Consider the following 21,485-nt stretch of genomic DNA (forward strand, 5'->3'; position numbering starts at 1 on the left):
TTGTCGGGCTTGGGCTTTGGAGCATACTGGATATGCAGTGCGCAGTTTTCCCTTTAAAAGGCGCCGGTTCGGCGAATTTCTTCGATCCCGTACATGTACGGCCGCAAGGCGGGAGGGATATACACCGATCCGTCCTCCCGCTGATGATTCTCGAGCAGCGGAATGAGAATGCGCGGCGAAGCTACGGCCGTATTGTTCAGCGTATGGCAGTAGCGCAGCTTGCCGTCCTCGTCGCGATAACGGATGTTGGCGCGGCGAGCCTGGAAGTCGCGCAGGTTTGACGACGAGTGCGTCTCGCCGTAGCCGCTGCGGCTCGGCATCCACGTCTCGATGTCGTATTGCTTGTAATTTTTTTGTCCCATGTCGCCGGTGCAGACGGCTACGACCCTATAAGGAAGCTCGAGCAGAGTCAGCAGCTCTTCCGCGTTGGCCGTAATTTGCTGAAGCATGAGCTCCGATTGCTCTGCTTCGCCTCTGCAGATGACGACCTGCTCCACTTTGGCGAACTGATGCACGCGGTACAGCCCGCGCACGTCGCGGCCAGCCGAGCCGATCTCGCGGCGGAAGCAGCTCGTGACGGCGGCGAGCCGGATCGGCTGCGATACGTCGACGATCTCGTCGGCGTAATACGAGACGAGCGACGCTTCCGACGTGCCTACGAGCCATTTGCCGTCGTCCGGCAGCTCGAACGTCTGCTCCCGGCCTCCGGGGAAAAAGCCCGCTCCCGTCAACGTTTCTTCCCGAACGAGCAGCGGCACGTCCATGGCCGTGAAGCCTTTCTTCACGAGCAGATCGACGGCGAGCTGCTGGACGGCCCGGTGCAGGTGGAGCCCGGCGCCCAGCAAGTAATAGTTCCGGCTGCCGGCGACCTTCACGCCGCGAGCGATATCGATCAGACCGAGCGACTCGCCCAATGCGACATGGTCCTGCGGCTCGAAGCCGAACGACGTCGGAGTCCCGACCCGTCTGATCTCTACATTGTCGGCGTCCGATACGCCGATTGGCGTATCGGGCGATACGACGTTGGGGACGAGCAGCATCAGCTCCTTGCAGCGGGCATCCAGCGCTTCGAGCCGCGGCTCCAGAGCCGTCAGCGCCGTTCCGGCCGCTTTCGCTTCCGCTCTGAGCCGTTCGGCTTCCGCCCGGTCCCCGGTACGCATCAGCTGCGAGATGCGCTCCGACAACCGGTTGCGCTCCTGCCGCCAGCGTTCCACTTCCGACAACGCTTGCTTCCGTTCGTCGTCCGTGCGCAGCAGCTCGCCGACCGAAACGGTCAATCCTTTGCGTACCGCCGTTTCCTGCAGCAGCTCCTCGTTTTCCCTAATAAATCTCATGTCCAGCATGCGGTCCACGTCCTTTTTTTCGTAAAATGACAAAAAGCGCCCTTCGTCATTTGGGACGAGGAGCGCTTAGGACCCGCGGTGCCACCCAATTTGACCGGTTGACCGGTCCGCTTGGTTCCGCGGTAACGGGGCGGTACCCGGTATGCTTAGAGGACGCGAGGAGCAATGAAGTCTGCATTCGTACGGTCCCGGTCGCAAACGCCTCGGAGTTGGATTCCCGTCATCGGCATAATGCGCATGTTTAATTGTGCAGTAGTATACCGTAATCGCTCGCCGCTGTCAAATGGAGGAGTGAAATTATAATATTGAATAACGAATGGATGTATGGAATAATATTACATAGCGCATGCATAGTGCGATTCGCCTATTGTCTGCATTCATACAACACGAATATTTGGAAGCGCTCTCAGTATCGAATATGGGGAGGAATAGGAATTGACCAAACTTCGTATCGCCTCATCGCTAGCTTTCATGACGGTCATCGCGAGTTCACTCATCGGATGCAGTCAGGGACAACCTAAAGATACCGCCGCCGAGAACGTTTCAGCCAATAAGGCAAATACGGCCGAATACAAAGGCGGGCCCGCCGAGCTTCTGGTGCTCGATATCAACACCGCCACGACCGACGAGCAATTTCAAACGTTTTTTGTCGCACCGATCAAGGCCAAGTACCCCCAGATCAATCTCGTTCAGACGCGCGATCCTCTCGACAAGCTCATTGCAGCCGGGACCATTCCGGACATGGTCTTGGTCAGCAATCCTTCCTTGGCGACCGTGCTCGAGGCAGACATTCCGGAAGACTTGACGGCAATGATCAAAACATACGGCTTGAACCTGGGACAGCTCGAGCCGGCCGTCGTTCAGCAAATGCAAAAGCTCGGCGAGCAGAAGGCGTTTTACGGAATGCCGTTTGCCATGAACTATGGCGCCATGGTTCATAATAGAGATATATTCGATAAGTTCGGCGTTCCTTATCCGAAGGACGTGATGACCTACGAAGAGGTTCTCGAGCTTGGCAAAAAATTGACCCGCAAAGACGGCAATACCAACTATATCGGCGTAATGCCGCCCGACCTGAGACAGATGTACTGGCAATATGGCGTACCCGTGTTCGACAAAGCCAAAGGGAAGGCTTCCTTGACATCCGACCGGCATGCCCAAGTATTTTCGCTGCTGAAACAGTTTTATGCCATACCGGGCTATATGGAAAACGGGAAGCACATTCACTCGACAGACCTGTTCTTCAAGGAGCAGCGGATGGCCATGTATCCGAACTGGATTTCTTCTTATATTTCGTTCTTTGCCAAGGCCGGGACGAAAGATACCTTCAAATGGGACTTGACCGCCCATCCCGGTTACAGCGATCGGCCAGGGCTGGGGAAAGAGGTCGACTTCCATATGGCGGTCGTAAACAAATCGGGCAAGTACAGGGAGGCCGCTTATCAAGTTGTGCTGAGCTTATTGAGCGAGGAGGTGCAAACGAAGCTGAGCAAGGCCGGACGATTGTCCGTGCTGAAAAACGATGAAATCCGAAAAGTGTACGGCTCGGATAGCGATACGTACAGGGGGAAAAATTTGCAGGCGATTTTCAAGGTAAGCCCTTCCCCATTGCCGGAGGCTTCCAAATACGACCCCAAAATCAATGCATTGCTGAATGGCGAAGTAAGTAAAAATGTGATGGTGGACGGTACGGATATCAATACGGCATTGCGAAACGGAGAAGACAAAGCCAATAAGGAAATCGTAATTCCATAAGACCGGATACCGCATAAATAGTCGAGCCTCAAACCTCGCCCCATATGCTTGCGCATGCGGCGGGGTTTTTCCGTCTCCATTATTTTCCGTAGCCGATTAACGTCAAAAATATGACACGAGCCCAGGCCGAATATCGCTTGCGGAACCGCTTAAAGCGGGGCATAATGAGATAACGCAATTTTACGAAAGAGGTGCAACGACCCATGAAATCCATAACGGTTCAAGACTTGGTCAATCGCTTCCATTTGGAAATACTTGCCGGCCACAGCCAGTTGCACCGGACCATTGACAAAGCGCGCGTTCATAGGCCGGGGCTCGAATTCGTCGGCTATTTCGATTTTTTCCCGCAGCAGCGCGTCCAGGTGCTTGGGCGAAAAGAAATTACGTATTTGCACAAGCAGAGCGAGGAGGAGCGCGATTCCCGGATCGGCCATGTCGTGCAATACCACCCGCCCTGCTTCGTGGTGACGTGGAATCAGGAGACCGAAGGGCTCCATTACCTGATCACGCACTGCGAAAGGGAAGGGATTCCGCTGCTCCGTACGCCGGACTCGACGACGAAATGGATCGGCATGGCCGACGCGTACTTGACCAAATCGTTGGCCCCGGAAATTCAGGTGCACGGCGTATGCGTCAACGTAGCCGGGATCGGCATTCTGCTTCGCGGCAAGTCCGGTGTAGGGAAGAGCGAGACGGCGCTGACGCTGATTAGGCGCGGCCACCGGCTCGTGGCGGATGATGCCGTCGTCCTGAGGAAAATCAGCCCGGAGACGATCCTCGGTACGCATGACGGCAAAACCAAGGAATTTCTGGCTCTCCGCAGCGTCGGACTGATCAACGTCGCCCGCATTTACGGCCGCGGCGCGTTTCAGGATGAAACCCGCATCGTGCTGGACATCGAGCTGACGCAGTGGAAAGAGAACGAGCTGTACAACTCGTTGGACGTAGAGCCCCAGTTCACCGACTATATGGACGTGAAAATTCCCCATATCCAAATCTCGCTCCAGCCGGGACGCGACGTTGCGGGTCTGGTTGAAGCGGCTGCCAACAACTGGTATCTTCGCTTGCAAGGCTATAGCGCGGCCGAAGAGTTCATGCAGCGGATCGAAGCGTTTGCCCAGTCGCAGCAAAAGCACTGATCCGCAGTTCAGACATAGAAAGAAGTGCAAACCTCCAGTACCGCCCATGAAGGCGGTTTGGAGGTTTTGCTTTTAACCTATCCGGCGGGCGGTGCGGCGTTGCAAAATAATCGGATGTCACTCATCGAATAGGGCTGCAAATCAGAAGCTCTTCTTGCTTTGTAAGGAAAACCGCGAGCTTTCTCGCAATCGCTACGTGTCCACCCGCCGGATCAGATTCTCGAGCAGCCTTATATTCCGGACGATATTTTCGTTACCCGGAACGTAGCCGTGCGCCATTTTATTGTGATAGTACGACCGTTCGTAATCACCAAGCCGATAGTAGCAAAGTCCGAGCTGCATATGAGGCAGCCAGGTGGCGCTGACCAGGTTATGGATCGCCCAATCGTTGCTCGGCTGGAATGCGATGGCGGCTTTATACCAGTAAATGGCTTGGATAAACTGATCGCGTTCCATAAAGAAGTAGCCGATCCGGCAGCATGCCTCCGGACGCGGAACATCGTATTCGAACGTTTTGCACGTCATCGCCAGTTCTTTTTGCCTGTCTCCCGAATAGTGATAACAGTCGGCGAGCCTCGTATAAGCGAGAATTCGATTCTCTGCGGATAACTGATCGCATTCCAAAAATTTGAGATAAAACTGTGCGGCCCGCTCGTACGACCTATGCTGGTGCAGCTCCATCGCATAATGGAGCATATCCCGTGCCGTAAGTTCGTTGGCGCCGCTTATCAATTTCTCGTATATTTTCAAATTCCGGTCCGGATCGGCGGTTTTGTCCGGTTTTCGATGCGTCACCACCATATCGCAATCGTAAAAAGTGCCTTCCCGTATCGATAAATCTTCATGGACGGCCCCTTCCCACCTGTAATTCCGCGATCGTTTTACCAATCTTGCGCGCCGGACGCTTAGCGTGACATTGCCATGAGCGTCAAAGTCGCAATGATACCGCATCGTCACGGCATCCGCCTCGGGCGGGAGCGACCGTTTGAGCCGGCAAAGCTTCTCGCAGTCTTCTGGAAGCAGGACATCGTCGGCGTCAAGCCACAGAATATAGTCCATGGTGGCTTTGGCAAAATAAGCATTGCGCGCGGCGGCAAAATGATCGTTCCAAGCAAAGTCTATGACGGACGATGCCCACCTGCGGGCAATTTCTTTGGTCCGGTCCGTCGATCCGGTATCTACGATGATGATTTCGTCGACCGCGTCGCGAACCGATCGCAGACACCTTTCGAGCGTCAGCTGTTCATTTTTGACAATCATGCATAGACTGATCGTAATCATCCGGACACCTCATTGTTCCATTAAGGATTGATCCCCACACCGAATGGGAAATCTCCGACCGAAACGGTAGCCATTACGGTATTGCTTCCTCCATTAATGACAGAGACGTTGTCGTTGAACGAATTCGCCACATAGATCCGATTGGTCGAGGAGTTGACGCCGACCTCTATCGGTTGAACGCCGACGGGGATCGTGGCGAATACAAGATTGGTTAATCCATTAATGCGGACCATGGAGCCAAGGCGCCCGATTCGAAATCCCCATTGACTACGCGATTGTTGAACGACATTCGGATTCACCTTCCAATCTTGCATGGTTTGCTGTTTCATCCCGATAGATAGAAGGACAAAGCCTGTATCAGTATATGAAACATTGGTAGATTGGAGCGGGCTCTTCAAGCGGAGAATCCAACGTGCCAACAAATTAACAAATCGGGGCGAACAATCGAGCATGCATCCTTGCTCTTCCCGGCATTATGATGGAAATCCTTACGATCGGGCGTGCGTGCCCGTTGGCGTTCCCGATCATCGGCCGTATGAAAAGTTGACAAACGTTTTGCCGCTCTTTAGTCTAAACTATAAGTGCAAACGAGCGTTACGCGAATACAAACGAACAAAGCTTCATACCATACGCGCAAACAAACAAGGAGGGGCGTTCATGCTGGCAGCGGAACGGAAAATACGCATCGTCGAATACGTGAAGCAAAATCGCGTTGCTTCGGTAGCCGCGCTTGCCCAGTCGTTTCAGGTGCACGAAGCGACGATACGGCGGGATTTGGCGGAGATCGAGCAGGAGGGCCTGCTGAAGAGAACGCACGGCGGCGTGATCGTCGATCAGGGGGCGAACAGCGAGCCTTCTTTCACGGAGCGGGCGCACGAGCAATTGGAGCAAAAGCGGCGGATCGGCAAGCGGGCGGCGGAGATGGTAGAGGACGGAGACCATATTATACTGGACTCGGGCACGACGACGCTGCATATTGCCCAGCACCTCGTCGAACGTTCCAACATCACGGTCGTGACGAACGATATTAACATAGCCGCTGAGCTTCGCGACTCCAAGGGCATTTCCGTCATCGTGACGGGCGGTTCGCTGTATCATTCGAGCTTCATGCTGAACGGCATGTTTACGGACCATATGCTGTCGACGCTTCATGTGCAGAAGGCGTTTATCGGCACGCCGGCGATTCATTCGAAGCATGGACTGACCCATCCGGAAGCGCAGCTCGTGCCGACCAAGCAGGGCATGATCAGAGCGGCGCAGGAAATCATTGTCGTCGCCGACGATACGAAAATCGGCAAGGCGTCGCTGCACGCCGTCGCCCCGATTCACAACGTGCATACGTTCGTTACCGGAACGGAAGCGTCCGAAGCGCAAATCAAACTGTTTCGCGATGCCGGCGTTAAAGTGATTACCGTATAGAAGCGAGGCGGCGAGGCCGACCGAAAACGAATGCAAGCCCGATGCGAGCGTATCGGGCTATTTCGCATGGGTTCGCAAGGACCAAGGCGGCATTCATCCTCGCAGTCAGCTCAATTCCCGAATCGTTGTCTGTACTGCTTCGGGCTCATGCCCGTCGAAGCTTTGAACACGCGTCCGAAATGGGTCAAGCTTTCGAAGCCGACGCTTTCCGCAACCTCGGTCACGTTCAGCTCCCCGGCCGACAGCAGCTTCTGAGCCTCCTTCAGGCGAACGAGATTGACGTATTCCACGAACGAGAATCCGGTCACTTTATTGAAAATGCGGCTCAAATAATGAGGATTGATATGGAACAAGGTCGAGAGGAGCGTGAGCGACAAATCTTCCGCGTAATGCCCGTTAATGTAAGCGGCTACCGAGGCGACGCGCTCGAACATCGGGTTGTCCGGCTCGGTCCGCTCCGGAACGCTTGCCAGCTCCCGCATGCACCTTCCGGCGAACAGAAGCAGCTCCATAAGCGTGATTTTTACATAGATCGGAGACTCGGGCGTCTGCGCTTTGCTTTCTTCGAGGAGCCTGTCGAGCAAGCTTTCGACGACGGCCTGCTGTTTGATGTTCAAGCGGATGACGGGCTGCCCGAATACCGAACGCGGGTCCCAAGCGGAGCCGCCGAACAACGAATCCAGGAAACCGTCGCGATAATGCAGCAGGATCCGCTCGTGACCGTTCGTTATGTTTTGCGTTTTATGCAGCACATGCTTGTCGATCAGCACGAGATCGCCGGGCTGGACCCGGTATGTCCGGTCCTTGATGAAATAATAGCGCTCTCCCGAGCACATATAGTAGATTTCGTAGGCGTCGTGGTAATGGTTGAGCGGCATGTTGAACGGGCTTGTGCGGTGCGCCTTGTGAATGGAAAATCCTTGCGGCACGGGGTTCAATCGTTCGCTGTAAATGTCGCTCATCGTCCCGGCAGCCTCCTTCCGACAGGTTGGTGAATGAATCGATCCGCAGCTGGAGCCCATTGGCCGTCAACGGACTGGAGTAGCGATTCGTTTCGAGCCAAAGGACAAAATATGTGTAGTTTTATGGTATATCAAGCAAAAATCGCGTAGAAATTATACGTATTTTTACTTATGATCATAACAGAGAATGTTTACTATGAACAGATGGGGTGTACGGATAATGAAAAGGATCGTCGTTTGCGGTGTAAGCAGCCGCGCGTTGGGGATGTTTGTCGGCCCGCTCGTCAAGACATTCGGCAAGCAATATGAAGTAGTAGGCTTGCTCGATATCGACCCGCAGCGTTTTATCGTATGCCGCAACCAATATTCCGAGCTGAAGGAAGTTCCCGGCTACGGTACGGACGAATTCGGCAAAATGGTGACAGAGACGAGACCCGATATCGTGCTCGTCGCGGGCAAGGACAGTACGCATGCCGAATATATCGTGCAGGCGCTGGAGCGCGATCTGGATGTCATTACGGAGAAGCCGATGGCGATATCGGCCGAGCAATGCCGGGAGATTGTCCGGGCGGAACGGAACAGCAAAGGAAAAGTGACGGTCACGTTTAACTACCGCTACAGCCCGTACCACCGCAAAATCAAGGAGCTCGTGCTCGAAGGCAAAATCGGCAGGGTGACTTCGGTCGATCTGAACTGGTATGTCGACACGCACCACGGCTCCAGCTATTTCAAACGGTGGAACCGCAAGCGCGAAAACTCCGGCGGGCTGTCGATCCATAAGAGCACGCATCATTTCGACCTCGTCAATTGGTGGATCGCGCAAAAGCCGGTGGAGGTATTCGCTTATGGGGCGCTCAACTATTTCGGTCCGGACGGGGAGCTGAATCCGAAGAAGGAGGACGGCCGCCATTGCGAAACTTGCGAGGTGAAGCCGAGCTGCCGCTACGTGATGCGCTGGACGACCCGCAGCAAGGAGGTAACGCCGCCGGACGATCATCTGAAGGCGAATACGTCTACTATCTCCCAGCGCTTTACGGCTTATCGCCCTGACGCGTGCATTTTCGATTCGGAAATCGACATCGAGGATACGTATGCGGTAACGGTCAAATACGACAGAGGGGCGCTGCTCAGCTATTCGATCAATTTCTCCGCGCCATACGAAGGCTACAGGCTGGCGATCAACGGCACGAAGGGCAGAATCGAGACGACGGAATATCATGTCCCGGCCCGCATTCCGTTCGAAGTACCGAGGCAGACGATCGAATACATCCCGCTGTTCGGCTCCAGGGAAATCATTGACGTCGTGCAGAACAGCGGCGGACACGGCGGGGGAGACCCATTGCTGCTGGAAGATCTATTCCTCGGCTCCGACCCGCTCCGGGACTACGAAATATTGGCCGGCGCCGCGGACGGCGCTTATTCGATCGCGATCGGGGAAGGCGTCTGGAGGTCGGTCGAGGAGAAGAAGCCGATTTCGATCCCGGGCTTGCTGCAGGAAGCGTATTAGCACTTCATTTCGTAAATTAGCACCTGTGGCCGCCAACGCCCTTGATCGCAAGTCCGCCTTCCGAGTTTCCTCGAAGGGTAAGCCGTGTGGAGGAGACAGCCGTCAGGCAACGCCGGATCGAGCGCCGGGGCGATAAGCGGCGGGAACAATCCGGCGGCGGCGGGTCCGTCCGGAATCTGCCTGCAAATGTGCATCTTGTTTGGTCTCAATTCGACCTGTTGACCCTTTTACCTGCAAATGTGCAGGCAGATCGCGCCATCTCTCGCTAAAAACGGCTATTTCCGGGAAGTTACGTGCACTTTTACAGGCAAATAGCCGGATGTGGCCTTATTGGACCGAATCTGCCTGCACTTTTGCAGGTGAGTTGGAGCGGGGACGCTGGTTCTGTGCCTCCCCATCCGCTCCGGGCTGCCGAAGCCCGGTTCCGCACATATTCGCCGATTCGTTTGGCTAGCGGCTTTTCAGGTGTTGCGATTGTCGGAAAGAAAATCGTTAACTGACCTTGCCCCTCTCCGCGATGCCTCTCGGTACCGTCTGCTTCGCGCCGCGCTTGCCCGAACCGAGCAGGTTCGTACCGAGAACCCCCGCAACGATCAGTACCGCTCCGATGAAATGGTAAGCCTCCAATCGCTCCTTCAATACGAACACTCCGGCCAGCACGGTAATGAGCGTCGCTACGTTGTTGAACGCGCTCACCTTGTAAGCTTCCAGTCTGGATAAGGCAAAATTGGATAAAAACGAGCTGATCAGCGACGACATGACGCCCAAATAAACGATGGACATCACGAACAGCGGACTGGCGAACGGTTGGAAGTAGGTCGACAGCGTGCCCTCCGAGACATGCCGCCCGACAGACATGGCATTGAAGGCGATGAAGCCGATAAGCGACATCATGAACGTCATATCGGTTACGCGGAACGACTGCGCCATTTTGCGCGCCAGTACGCCGTAGCCGGCCAAGGCGAGGGCGCCCAGGGCGATCAGACCGACTCCCGCAAGCGACGACGGTTCGAACCGGGCGCCCTTCATGACGAACATGTAGATGACGCCCGCGATCGACAGCAGCACCGACAGCTTCTGCCACGCGCCTGGACGCTCCTTCAGCAGCGGGATAGCGAGTATCATCGTGAAAGCGGGGACTACCGCCTGGACGATTCCGGCCTCCGAGGAGGACGTATACGCAAGCCCGAACGTTTGGAACGTGAAGAAGAGGACCGGGTAAAACAGCGCGAGCGGCAGCACGGCCAACAGCTCGCGCGGCCGGATCGTCAGCCGGAGCCAGCCGAAGCAGACGGGAAGCGCGGCCGCGATCAGCGAGATCGTAAAGCGGTGAGCGAGCGTATCGAGCGGAGACGCCGCAATCAGCGCGAATTTAACGAAAATGAATGAAAAGCCGATGATGAACGCGTATAAGATAACCGCCGCATAGACGGTACGGTTCCGGTTCGTCGTCATGGCGCATGCCCCCTTTATCGAACGTTTCCTTTGCAAGCCGGCCGGCGGCTTAAGCTATATAGTAAAGGGTCCGCCTATTTGCTACAATAAGAAAAAAGGTCATCTGTATCGATACAGATGATGGCGGCGGGTGAAGGCTATGCATAAATATTTGGAGCTGCTCAATGAATTGGAGCTGCAAATCGAGGGAGGTCCGTACAAGGAAGGCGACAAGCTCCCTTCCGTCCGCGCGCTGTCCGGGCAGTACGGCTGCAATGCGGGTACCGTCGTGCGCGCCTTGCACGAGCTGGAGAAGCGGCATATGATCTACTCGGTGCCGAAGAGCGGCTATTACGTGGTCAAACGCGAAGCCACCCGCGAGGAGAAGGCGAAGACGTTGGATTTTGCCGCTTCCGCGCCCGATCCCGACGTGTTTCCTTATTTGGATTTCCGGCACTGCATCAATAAGGCGATCGATACGTACCGGAACGAGCTGTTCGTGTACGGCACCTCGAAGGGACTGCCTTCCCTGCTTCCGGTCATTCGCAAAGATTTGGCCAACCACCAAGTATTCGCTGCGGAAAGCCGGATTTTCATCACGTCGGGAGTCCAGCAGGCTTTGTCCGTCCTCGTCTCGATCGCTTTTCCGAACGGCAAGTCGAAGGTGTTGGTCGAACAGCCCGGCTACCATTTGTTCGCCGAGCAGTTGGAGACAAGGCGGATTCCGGCAATCGGCATCCGCAGAACGGCGGAAGGCATCGATCTGGGGGAGCTGGAACGGCTGTTCCGCACGGAGGACATCAAATTTTTCTATACGATGTCCCGCTTCCACAGTCCGCTCGGCAGCTCCTATTCGGTCGAACAGAAGAGGAAGATTGCGGAGCTGGCGGAGCGTTACGATGTGTACGTCGTCGAGGACGACTACTTGGCCGATTTGGAGACGAACGGAAAGTCCGATCCGATCTATGCGTATGGCGCGGAGTCCCGTGTCATTTACTTGAAAAGCTATTCGAAAATTATTTTTCCGGGCTTGCGCGTCGGTGTCGCGGTTATTCCCGAAGCGATGGCGGAGCCGTTCGCCCGGTATAGGCGGCTGCTCGATATCGACAGCTCGATGCTGTCGCAGGCCGCTCTGGAGGTGTATATGAAGAGCGGGATGTTCGAGCGGCACAAGCAGAAGATCCGAGCTTCCTTCATAAGCCGGTCGCGACTGCTGCACGAGCACCTGACGAGGCATGCCGCACACGGCGACGGGGCGTTCCGCTATATTCCCGGGCAGCCGCCGGCGATCCATACGCATATCGTGCTGAACGGGGCGGTATCGGTTCCCCAGCTGATCGCCCGGCTCAAGAAACGGTCGATCGTCGCGGAGCCGATCGATAAGCACTATTTGCCGGGATTTCCGCAGGAGCCGCTGCTCAAGCTGAACGTGTCGAATGTGAAGGAGGACGATATCGGAACGGGGATCGACGCAATTATGGAGGAGATTCGCAGGAGAGCTTAACGTCATGAAGGAGGGTTGGCGGCAAGGCGAAGGGGGCAGCGAGGCGAGAGAGCAGCGAGAGGGTGGCAAGGCGAGAGAGCAGCGGGGAGGCGGACGGCTTACGCCGATCCCGCCATGTCCGAAGCGGCGCGCTGCCGGCGGCGCGGAAAGTGCCACAGGGCGAAAGCCGCGAAGATGACGGAGCTGCCGACGTAGGCGGGCACGAGGCCGCCGGCCCAGCCCGCCAGCGCGTAGGTGGCCGCCGGGCCGATGGCCGAGCCGAGGTCGGTTGCGACCGAGTAGGCCGTCATGACGGCGACGACGGAGGCGGTGCGGGCGGCGTCCGAGGCGAGCGCGTCCATAAGCGTGGACATGGCGGTGCCGGCGATCATGACGAGCAGGACGGCGGCGAGCCACAGCGCGAACGGCAGCGGCCACGGCATGAGCGCGAACCCGGCGGCGGAAGCGAGCAGCGACGCGACGAACAGCGGAAGGCGGCCTCTGCGGCCGTCGGACAGCCGCCCGAACCAGGAGGCGAGCAGCGGCTCGGCCGTCCAGCGGACGGCCTGCAGCACGCCGGCGAGCGCGGTTCCGGCCAAGGCGATGCCGAACAGCGTCTGCACGCCGGAATAGTTGGTGTCGATGACGAGGCTGAGCGTGGCGGTCAAGATCGCTTGCAGCATCGACAGCACGAGCCCGGTCGCGATCGCCTTGCGAACCGCCGCGGATTTGTACCATGCGACCGGGCCGGCTTCGGCTTGCCCGTCGTCTGCGGGAGAGGACGGTCGCGGCGGAGCCGCTTTGTCGCCATTCGGCATGAAGATTCCGACGGCAGGCAAGCCGGCCAAGGCGACGATGCCGAACGCGAGAGCGACGGGAGTCAGTCCGAATACGGGAGCGAGCAGACCGCCGAGCAGCATGCCGAACAGGCTGCCGATTCGCGATAGTCCGTTGTAGCGCCCCATCCAGCGGCCCCGGTTCGAATTGTCGGAATAGGCGATAACGGTCAAAAATCCGCCCATCCGCAGCAGCGACCAGGCTACGCCCCATACGGAACGAAGGATGAGCCATGCGGCGAAGCCCTGGAACAGCCCGTATCCGGCCGTCGTCAGCGCGCCCAGCAGGACGGCGGTGACGAGGCCGACGCGCAGCGGCATTTTATTGTACAGCCAGCCGATGAGCGGATTGAGCGGGAGCCGGACGAACCGGTTGACCGACAGCAGAATTCCAACCTGCCATAGGGAAGTCAGTCCCGCTTCCTTCCAGTAAATAGGCAGCACTACGTAAAGCATCGAGTCGCCGAGCAAGCAAAAAGCCGTCACCAAGGCGACCAGCGTGATCGGCCTTTTGGCATTTCCGTTCGTTATCGTCATTTAGTCCCCCATATGTGAAGAATGACTTCGTTATACGGTTTCAATCATCCCGCCCGGCTGCGCTGAAAGTGATGCGTCAACAGGAAACCGACGCAAGCAAGAAGCCCGGATGCGGCCGCGATCCGATACATGGTCGGCGCTCCCCAAGTGTCGAATACCCAGCCGCCGATGATGCCGCTCGTCAATCCGGCGAGACAGGACCATACGATATTGTAGATCGCCTGACCGGTCGCGCGGAATGCGTCCGGTATGAGCTGCTGGATATAACGAAGCGCGGTGACCAGGAAGATGCCGAACGTAACGCTGTGCATGAGCTGGAGCGGAATGATCCAGAGCGGATCGGACACGATGCTGACGAGGAAAAATCGGACCGCATAGAAAAAGGAAGCGATCATGAGCAGCGGCAGCTCCTTGAACCGGTGCCCGTTTTTGCTCAGCCAGAAAAACATCGGGACTTCGCTAAGCGACGATGCGGTCCACGCCCAGCCGATTATCGTATCGCTTGCCCCCATCTCGCGCATGGTCAGGGCGAGGAAGCCGTCGTTCGTCCGGTGCGCGAACGACATCGTGAAGATAAGCGCCAGAAACAGCAGCAGACTCGGCTGGCGGACGACGCTGAAAACACCCGGAAAATTTGACCGAGCCCCGGCCGCCGCCGACCCGATCCTTCAAGAAAAAAGCGAGGAGGAGCGAGGCGGATATCGTCCCGACCGTGAACAGGATCGTATGCTCGACGCCGACGGCGTGAAGCAGGCTGCCGAACACGACCGAGGAGAAGGCGAAGCCGAGCGAGCCCCAGATGCGGAAGCTGGCGTAGCTTTTGCCGCTGCGGCGAATCGACAGCAGCGTCAGACTGTCGTTCAAGCCGTTGATCGGCGTATGGAAAAAATTATAGATGGTCATGGCGATATAAATCCATACGATCGTATCGATTTGCATCAGTACGATCGTGGTGAGCAGCTGCCCGCACAGCATGACGATGATCATTTTGCGGATCGTCTGCAGCTTGTCGCTCGCGAATCCCCAGAACAGGTTCGCCACGATGCCGATAAAAGGGCCTATCGAATAGATGGCCCCGATTTGCAGGTTCGAGTAGCCCTTGGAGCTGAAGTAGAGCGGAAAGAAGGACACTGTCAGCGCCATGGTCATATAAAACACGAACGAAAACGATCGCATCACCGTTTCGTCCTTCACCGTGGGGATCGCGGCTCGTTCCGGGACGGAGGCTTGGCCGTCCGCGGGTTGTTGCGTGCTCGTTCGGCTATCGTTCGCGCTCGGAGCTTGCTGCTCCCTCAATTCGGTGGTCATAGGTCCCATCCTTTTAGTCTAAAGTGAAGGCTCCGCTTTGCGCCCGATACCGGGCGACGAGGAACGGATCGCGTACAGGACGACGCAAAGCTCTCCGGCGATTCCGAGCGATTGCGCCAGCGCTCCGATCATGCCGTTCCAGCCCGGGGTCGCCGCGATGCAAATAATAAGCGAGACCAGCGTCAATGCGACGTTGGCCGTTTGGGAAAACATCATCACCTTCGTCTGGCCGCGCAGCATGATGAGACCGTTGCAGAAGTCGAGCCACGGGAATAGCAGAGCCGTGAACATGAATACCCGCAGCGTATGCAGGCTTGCTATCATCAATCGTTCGTTGACGCCCATTATATGCTCCATGAACCATGGTCCCACCGGCGTATAGCCCAATATGCCGATCAGCACTGTCGGTATGAATCCGCACGTGACGACGAACCGGATGGCGAGCGCCGAATCCTTGCGGTAAAAGTTCAGCACGATCTGATGCGTGTACGAAAAAAAGTTCTGCACGAGCTGCGTCAGGCTCGCGGCGATCGCGAACGAAGCGATGGCCAGCTTGATGTCGGTCGTCTTGCCGAGCATCGCGTTGATGGCCGGGCCGATAATGACCGCAATAAAGGACGAGAACAGCAGCGGCCGGTAAAACTTCAAAATTTGCCCGGCCTTCTCGATATCGTGCCCCTCCTTCTTGAGCGGAAGCGAACGGGCCAGCCTGCTTCCTTCCCAATAGCTCATAGCCGCTTCGATAATCATGCCGGACAGGAAAATGATCGCCCCCACTTCGCCGCTCGTAACCTTTCCCGTACGGATGAAATAGAGGGACAGCGCATACATGACCAGCAGCCGGATGAGCATCCCGATCGTCAGCCATTTCGTGCGCATATTGCTTATAATGATGCCGTGGTACAGGCAGCGGATGCCGGAGAAGATGCTGACGAACATGAGGATGCGGTAAACGTGAATGATGGCCTGCAGCATCGTGTCGTCGACTCCGAACAGATGAAGGAACAGCAGCTTGCCGACGGCGGTGTAGGAGATGACCAGTCCGGCGGCGAACATGCCGATCAATAGACAAACCGCCACGTTGGTCATCGCCTTGAACGAAGTTCGGTCGCGCACGAGCGCGGAACACGTTTGGCGAAGCAAAATGGCGGGTCTCTCGATAACGGCCAGCATACTGAGTCCGATCGCGTAGCTGGCGATGATCACTTCGGGATCGGAGGAGCGGGCAAGCGTACTGTTGATGATGACGTGGGATATCGTGACAAGACTGGCGGAAACGCCCAGCGGTATAAAAAAAGCAAAAAGCTGCCCCATGGTCAGCCGTTGTGGTGTGGATTCCGTCATTTGAGGTTCTCTCCAGACTTGTAGCGTGTCGGACTGTGCCTGCACGTATGTAGAATTGTAAAAGGTTTATGAAGTATAGTATAAAGCGGTAGGCGTCAGGTGCAAAGCAGAAAATGTTGTCACGCCCGCTTTTTTTCATCCGCGGGGGCGAAAACGGCTTGGCGGATCAACCCGCCGCGTGTTAAATTATAGTTCAAGAGCCGCGTCGGGAGGCCTAGCGATGAAATACGAGTTCGTATACGACGAGCGCCTCGGCATTGAATTGCCGCTGCTTCATGAGGATTGGGGATCGTTGTCCGCTGCGGAAAGAGCGGCGATCCTGCACGAGTGGGAGAAGATCCGCGGCCGCATACCGAATCGGATTCAGCAGCTGGAGACCGAAATCGTCGAGAAGCAGAACCGGCTGAACGTCGAGGACGACTTTCCGCTGTCTTGCCGGCTCAATACCGAAATCGCCGAGCTGGCGAGCTGCATAACCGATCTTCATCTGTGGTTCAGAGCCGATCAGGACGTCTCGGACAAGGGCCATCATTAGGAAGTTGAGGCCGATTGTACTATAATAGGGGAATCAAAGCTTTGGAGGAAAAGCGTAACAAGTGAAAACAACGTTGCGACACGACCCGACGGTTCCCCGAAATCCGGTTGCCTTGATGCATCGCATCTACAAGTACGTGTTCCCTGAAGTGAGAAGCGAACTGAAGCGTTGGCGGGAAACGGCGGAGCTGATGCCGGATCCGGAGCTGCGCAAGCAGGCGGTCGACAGCTTGACCCACAAAGAATTCCATTGCAAGGGCGGGGCCGTGTACGCCGCCGCCAATTTGCCGATTCGTCATGTGCTGATTCCGCTTATTGTGGCGTTCCAGACGATCAGCGATTATTTGGATAATTTGTGCGATCGCAGCACCTCGCTCGATCCGGAAGATTTCCGGCTGCTTCATCGATCGATGCTCGATGCGGTCGATCCGGCCGCTCCGTTGGCCGATTACTACGCCCTGCGCGCGGAAAAGGACGACGGCGGCTATTTGCACGAGCTTGTGCGGACATGCCAAAGCTGCGTTTCCCGTCTCCCGTCTTATCCGCTTGTCCGGGAGAGCGTCCGCGAGCTGGTCGGACTGTACGGCGATTTGCAGGTGTACAAGCATATCCGGAAAGAGTTGCGCGAGCGCGAGCTGTTGAATTGGTGGGAGAAGCATCGGCCGAAGTTTTCGCATTTGCGCTGGAACGAATTTGCGGCGGCGACCGGTTCCACGCTAGCCGTTTTCCATTTGTTCCTGGCCGCCTCGGACACGCGTCTGACCGCCCGCGGAGTGGAGACGATCCGGCAAGCTTATTTTCCGCATGTGTGCGGCTTGCACATTTTGCTCGACTATTTGATCGATCAGGAAGAGGATCTGGCCGGCGGGGATTTGAACTTCTGCGGTTATTACGAAGACGGCGAGACGACCGCGAGACAAATCGCGGATATCGCGGAGCGGGCCCGTCGGGACATTGTCCGTCTCGATCACCCGCGGTTTCACCGGATGATTATCGAAGGGCTGCTGGCGCTTTACTTGTCCGATCCGAAGGTGCGGGAGCAGAAACATGTCCGGCAAATTTCCAGAAAGCTGATGAAGGGAAGCCCGCTTATGCGCGTGTTTTTTTTCGCGAACAGCATCTGGATACGCAGATCTTCCTTCTGAGCTTTTACTAACTGAAAGGGGAAACGATTATGACAGTAAAATCGATAGCGGTATTGACCAGCGGAGGCGACTCGCAAGGGATGAATGCGGCCGTCAGGGCGGTCGTGCGCAGCGCGATTTTTCACGGACTGGAAGTATTCGGCGTACAGCGGGGATATTCCGGTTTGATCAATGACGACATTCGTCCGATGGATTTGCGCAGCGTGGGGGATATTATCCAGCGCGGCGGAACGATACTCCAGACGGCCCGCTGCAAGGAATTTACGACCCCGGAAGGCCAGCAGCTCGGAGCGGACAACCTCCGCAAGCGCGGCATCGACGGTCTTGTCGTGATCGGCGGCGACGGCTCTTACCAGGGAGCCAACAAATTGAGCAAGCTCGGCATCCGGGCAATGGGCCTTCCGGGCACGATCGACAACGATATTCCGTTTACCGACTACACGATCGGCTTCGATACGGCCGTCAGCATCGTGGTCGACGCGATCAACAAGCTGCGCGATACGATGAGCTCGCACGAGCGCTCCTCGATCGTCGAAGTGATGGGACGCCATTGCGGCGATATCGCCTTGTATGCGGGGCTTGCGAGCGGTGCGGAAACGATTCTCGTTCCGGAAGTCCCGTTCGACCTCGATGAAGTAGCCAAACGGATGGAAGGCAACTTCCAAGTCGGCAAGCGCCACAGTATCATCGTCGTGGCGGAAGGCGCGGAAAGCGCGCAAAACGTGGCCGACCGGATCAAGCAGCTTAACGGGATAGATGCCCGCACTACGGTGCTCGGGCACATTCAGCGCGGCGGTACGCCGACGCATAACGACCGCATATTGGCAAGCCGACTGGGCGATTTCGCCGTCCGCAGACTGATCGAAGGCGATTCCGGCAAAGCGTGCGGAGTCATCAAGGGACAGCTCGTCGCGACCGATATCGATACGGTCGTCCATACGAAGAAAGAATTCGACCGCGATTTGTACGAGCTTGCGCTGCGCCTGTCGCAGTAAGCGGCGTATTGTAAAGACAGGCCGGTTCGAAATAAAAGCATGCGATTCTATCCTTGGAACGCATGCTTTTTCGTTGCTCGCAATCTGCGATGATCCTTTCTTTCTATGGCAACATTTGTCGCTTGTGATATAATGTCTAGCATAGACCGCATATCGGGAGTATAGCCGTTACGAACACGCGGATAGTCGGAAAAGGAGACGGTAACCATGTCTAATGCGTACGAAGGCGCTTTTCAAGGGGAAAAGGCAATTTGGCTGAAGTTCGGAGCGTACGAAGCGGCGATCGTTCCGGATATCGGGGGCAATTTGGTCGCCTTTCGCGATGCGGAAAGAGGATTCCGCTATTTGCGCGAGCCCGCGGAGGACGAGATGGAAGCATTCAAGAAGCGGCCGATGGTACACGGCATTCCGGTGTTGTTTCCGCCGAACCGCTATGAGGACGGAAAGTTTCCTTGGAACGGCGGCACGTATCAATTGCCCGTCAATGAACCGAACAGAGGCAATCACCTGCACGGGTTTTTCTTCGACATCCCGTGGAAGGTCGACGATTACGGAGCGGACGAGAGCTCGAGCTACGTCGTCGTGGCGCAGCGGGTGAACGAATCCCACCCCGCCTACGCTTCGTTTCCGCACCGGTTTACGATCAAGATCCGCTATTCCCTGGGCAAAGACGGACTGAAGCAGGAAGTTGGCGTCCGCAACGACGGCGACGAGCCGATGCCTTGCGCGATCGGTTTTCATACGACGCTCAATGCTCCGTTCGCGCCCGGCAGCTCCCCGTCCGATTATGTGCTCCGGATGACGATCGGCGAACGGATCGAGATGAACGAACGGATGCTTCCTACCGGCAACTACTTGCCGCTGGACGGCGACGAGCAGCGGTTGAAGGAAGAAGGCACGACCCCTTATTTCGCCCCATTGGACAACCATTATACGGCGGTCCCGCAAGGCGGCCGGAACGTCATGGAGCTTACCGATACCCGGTTGAACGCCAAGCTCGTATATGATGCGGGTACGGCCTACAAGTTCTGGATGATCTATAACGCCGATGCGAACAGCGGCTTCTTCTGTCCGGAACCGCAGACGAATATGGTCAACGCGCCGAACGTTCCCTTCCCGGCGGAAGAAGCGGGACTCGTGACGCTGGCTCCGGGTGAAGTATGGCAGGAGACGAGCCGTTTCTATTCCGAAGGTTAGTCCAGGTATACGCAGGATACAAAAAAGTCCGGGTCGCTGTCGTGAGCCCGGGCTTTTTATTTTTGGCCGCGTGCGTCCGGTTACCGGCTGTTCAAAATGACTTCCAGCAGCACTTCCGCCGGAGGGCTGCCCTTGTACGCGTAAACGATGCGTCCTTGCTTGTCGATTACATATACGATCCGCTGCTGCAAAAAAAGCCCGAGTATTTTGCCGACATCGTAAAGCTTCCGAATCTGCTCGTCCTTGTCGACCGCAATCGGGAAATCGAGACCGTGACGTTCGGCAAATAAACGATGATCTTTCATCGTCCCCGGATTCACGCCGATTACGACGGCGCCGAGCGCGTCGTATTTTTTCTTGTTGTCGCGGACGGCGCACAGTTGGGCCGTGCATCCGGGCGTCTCGTCCATCGGGTAGAAGATGAGCACGACCGGCCGCTTGCCGATGAAGTCTTCCAGCCGAATGAGTCCTTCCGTACTGTCAGCCTCGAAGAGCGGAGCTTGATCGCCGACTTTCAACATACCTGTTTCCTCCGTTCTGCTTTGGAATGGTGGCTAATTCCATTATACTACCGACGGACAAACGCAAGCCAACCGAAGTGACGATTTTGGCGGAAAAAGGGTTCACATTCGATTGACTTCCATAATATAATTAACTAGAATGTATCTTAAATTAGCCGGAAGGGGAACCAATGATGAATATCGCCATTATAGCCGGAAGCAACAAGCAATCCTCCACGAGTACGAAGCTATGCCGATATATTGAAAAGCTGTTGTCGGAAAAGGAATGCGGCGTAACGCTGTTCGATCTACATAAACGCCCCGTACCGTTATTTGCGCCGGACAACCGCAATCCCGCCGACGTCAACTTGTCCGCACTCAAGGAAACGATGCTGCGGGCGGATGCCATCGTCCTGAGCACGCCGGATTACCACGGCTCCATATCCGGAACGCTGAAAAACGCGATCGACCATCTCGGCTTCGATCATTTCGACGGCAAGGTCGTATTGGCGGTCTGTTCGACCGGCGGAGCGGTCGGCATTAGCCCGCTGCAGCAAATACAAGTAATGGTTCGCGCCGTTCACGGCATCAACTGCCCGGAATGGATCTCGATCGGGGGAGAGAACCGGCAGTTCGATGCCGAGGGGGAGCCCGCCGTTGCCCAAGTGAAGGAACGGACGATCCGGGCCGTGAATTATTTTCTGAAAATGGCTCATTCGCTCCGAAAACAATAATCGCTAACAAACAAAAGCCGGTTCCAAGCCCT

General features: G+C 56.4%; 20 protein-coding genes. 10 read left to right on the top strand and 10 right to left on the bottom strand.

Annotation, left to right across the window (positions count from 1 at the left end; genetic code table 11):
• Positions 1-53: 53 nt before the first annotated feature.
• Positions 54-1,343 carry a serine--tRNA ligase gene (gene serS / locus FE784_RS13750; RefSeq protein WP_139602839.1) on the bottom strand — a complete coding sequence of 430 codons (1,290 nt, stop codon included), beginning with the start codon at positions 1,341-1,343 and terminating at the stop codon, positions 54-56.
• 435 nt (positions 1,344-1,778) lie between these two features.
• On the opposite strand from serS, the gene FE784_RS13755 reads away from it, so the two are divergent.
• Both FE784_RS13755 and hprK read left to right on the top strand, forming a co-directional pair.
• Positions 1,779-3,098, top strand: a complete 1,320-nt coding sequence (locus FE784_RS13755) for an ABC transporter substrate-binding protein (protein ID WP_139602775.1) — start codon at positions 1,779-1,781, stop codon at positions 3,096-3,098.
• A 203-nt stretch (positions 3,099-3,301) separates the two neighbouring features.
• Positions 3,302-4,237, top strand: a complete 936-nt coding sequence (gene hprK / locus FE784_RS13760; RefSeq protein ID WP_139602776.1) for an HPr(Ser) kinase/phosphatase — start codon at positions 3,302-3,304, stop codon at positions 4,235-4,237.
• A gap of 192 nt (positions 4,238-4,429) precedes the next feature.
• On the opposite strand, the gene FE784_RS13765 is transcribed toward hprK, so the two are convergent.
• Both FE784_RS13765 and FE784_RS13770 read right to left on the bottom strand, forming a co-directional pair.
• A complete protein-coding gene (locus FE784_RS13765; RefSeq protein ID WP_139602777.1) occupies positions 4,430-5,518 on the bottom strand; it encodes a tetratricopeptide repeat-containing glycosyltransferase family 2 protein in 1,089 nt (362 codons plus the stop codon).
• A 20-nt stretch (positions 5,519-5,538) separates the two neighbouring features.
• On the bottom strand, positions 5,539-5,832 hold the full coding sequence (locus FE784_RS13770) for a YncE family protein (protein ID WP_246132019.1): 294 nt from the start codon (positions 5,830-5,832) through the stop codon (positions 5,539-5,541).
• A gap of 343 nt (positions 5,833-6,175) precedes the next feature.
• Here FE784_RS13770 and FE784_RS13775 point away from each other — a divergent pair, with 343 nt between their 5' ends.
• The gene (locus FE784_RS13775) at positions 6,176-6,937 is read left to right on the top strand and encodes a DeoR/GlpR family DNA-binding transcription regulator (protein WP_139602779.1); all 762 of its coding nucleotides are present in this window, start codon (positions 6,176-6,178) and stop codon (positions 6,935-6,937) included.
• A gap of 110 nt (positions 6,938-7,047) precedes the next feature.
• On the opposite strand, the gene FE784_RS13780 is transcribed toward FE784_RS13775, so the two are convergent.
• A complete protein-coding gene (locus tag FE784_RS13780) occupies positions 7,048-7,899 on the bottom strand; it encodes a helix-turn-helix domain-containing protein (protein WP_176706202.1) in 852 nt (283 codons plus the stop codon).
• 220 nt (positions 7,900-8,119) lie between these two features.
• Here FE784_RS13780 and FE784_RS13785 point away from each other — a divergent pair, with 220 nt between their 5' ends.
• On the top strand, positions 8,120-9,406 hold the full coding sequence (locus FE784_RS13785) for a Gfo/Idh/MocA family protein (RefSeq protein ID WP_139602781.1): 1,287 nt from the start codon (positions 8,120-8,122) through the stop codon (positions 9,404-9,406).
• A gap of 492 nt (positions 9,407-9,898) precedes the next feature.
• On the opposite strand, the gene FE784_RS13790 is transcribed toward FE784_RS13785, so the two are convergent.
• Positions 9,899-10,861, bottom strand: a complete 963-nt coding sequence (locus FE784_RS13790) for a DMT family transporter (protein ID WP_139602782.1) — start codon at positions 10,859-10,861, stop codon at positions 9,899-9,901.
• Positions 10,862-11,000: 139 nt separating this feature from the next.
• Between FE784_RS13790 and FE784_RS13795 the strand changes: the two genes are divergently transcribed.
• Positions 11,001-12,344, top strand: a complete 1,344-nt coding sequence (locus FE784_RS13795; RefSeq protein ID WP_139602783.1) for an aminotransferase-like domain-containing protein — start codon at positions 11,001-11,003, stop codon at positions 12,342-12,344.
• A 98-nt stretch (positions 12,345-12,442) separates the two neighbouring features.
• Here FE784_RS13795 and FE784_RS13800 read toward each other — a convergent pair whose 3' ends face one another.
• The 4 genes from FE784_RS13800 to FE784_RS13815 are packed head-to-tail and all read right to left on the bottom strand — an operon-like array spanning position 12,443 to position 16,348.
• Positions 12,443-13,696, bottom strand: coding sequence for an MFS transporter (locus FE784_RS13800; RefSeq protein ID WP_139602784.1), 1,254 nt, complete (start codon positions 13,694-13,696; stop codon positions 12,443-12,445).
• Positions 13,697-13,740: 44 nt separating this feature from the next.
• Positions 13,741-14,262, bottom strand: a complete 522-nt coding sequence (locus FE784_RS42400; protein WP_139602785.1) for an MFS transporter — start codon at positions 14,260-14,262, stop codon at positions 13,741-13,743.
• Entirely contained in the window at positions 14,156-15,004 is an 849-nt protein-coding gene (locus FE784_RS42405) for an MFS transporter (RefSeq protein ID WP_176706203.1), read from the bottom strand. Before FE784_RS42405 ends, FE784_RS42400 begins: the two co-directional genes overlap by 107 nt.
• 18 nt (positions 15,005-15,022) lie before the next feature.
• Positions 15,023-16,348, bottom strand: coding sequence for a multi antimicrobial extrusion protein MatE (locus FE784_RS13815; protein ID WP_139602787.1), 1,326 nt, complete (start codon positions 16,346-16,348; stop codon positions 15,023-15,025).
• A gap of 220 nt (positions 16,349-16,568) precedes the next feature.
• Between FE784_RS13815 and FE784_RS13820 the strand changes: the two genes are divergently transcribed.
• From FE784_RS13820 to FE784_RS13835, 4 genes are all read left to right on the top strand, one after another.
• Entirely contained in the window at positions 16,569-16,883 is a 315-nt protein-coding gene (locus tag FE784_RS13820; RefSeq protein WP_139602788.1) for a hypothetical protein, read from the top strand.
• Between the two features lie 115 nt (positions 16,884-16,998).
• Positions 16,999-18,027, top strand: coding sequence for a tetraprenyl-beta-curcumene synthase family protein (locus tag FE784_RS13825; protein WP_139602840.1), 1,029 nt, complete (start codon positions 16,999-17,001; stop codon positions 18,025-18,027).
• A 29-nt stretch (positions 18,028-18,056) separates the two neighbouring features.
• Positions 18,057-19,022, top strand: a complete 966-nt coding sequence (gene pfkA / locus FE784_RS13830; RefSeq protein WP_139602789.1) for a 6-phosphofructokinase — start codon at positions 18,057-18,059, stop codon at positions 19,020-19,022.
• A gap of 207 nt (positions 19,023-19,229) precedes the next feature.
• Positions 19,230-20,219, top strand: a complete 990-nt coding sequence (locus FE784_RS13835; RefSeq protein ID WP_139602790.1) for an aldose 1-epimerase — start codon at positions 19,230-19,232, stop codon at positions 20,217-20,219.
• 80 nt (positions 20,220-20,299) lie between these two features.
• Here FE784_RS13835 and FE784_RS13840 read toward each other — a convergent pair whose 3' ends face one another.
• The gene (locus FE784_RS13840; protein WP_139602791.1) at positions 20,300-20,740 is read right to left on the bottom strand and encodes a peroxiredoxin; all 441 of its coding nucleotides are present in this window, start codon (positions 20,738-20,740) and stop codon (positions 20,300-20,302) included.
• Positions 20,741-20,913: 173 nt separating this feature from the next.
• Between FE784_RS13840 and FE784_RS13845 the strand changes: the two genes are divergently transcribed.
• A complete protein-coding gene (locus FE784_RS13845; RefSeq protein ID WP_139602841.1) occupies positions 20,914-21,453 on the top strand; it encodes an NADPH-dependent FMN reductase in 540 nt (179 codons plus the stop codon).
• The last annotated feature ends 32 nt before the right edge of the window (positions 21,454-21,485 follow it).

Origin of the sequence: Paenibacillus hemerocallicola (assembly GCF_006265175.1) — a bacterium.
GTDB classification, from domain to species: Bacteria; Bacillota; Bacilli; order Paenibacillales; family NBRC-103111; genus Paenibacillus_AB; species Paenibacillus_AB hemerocallicola.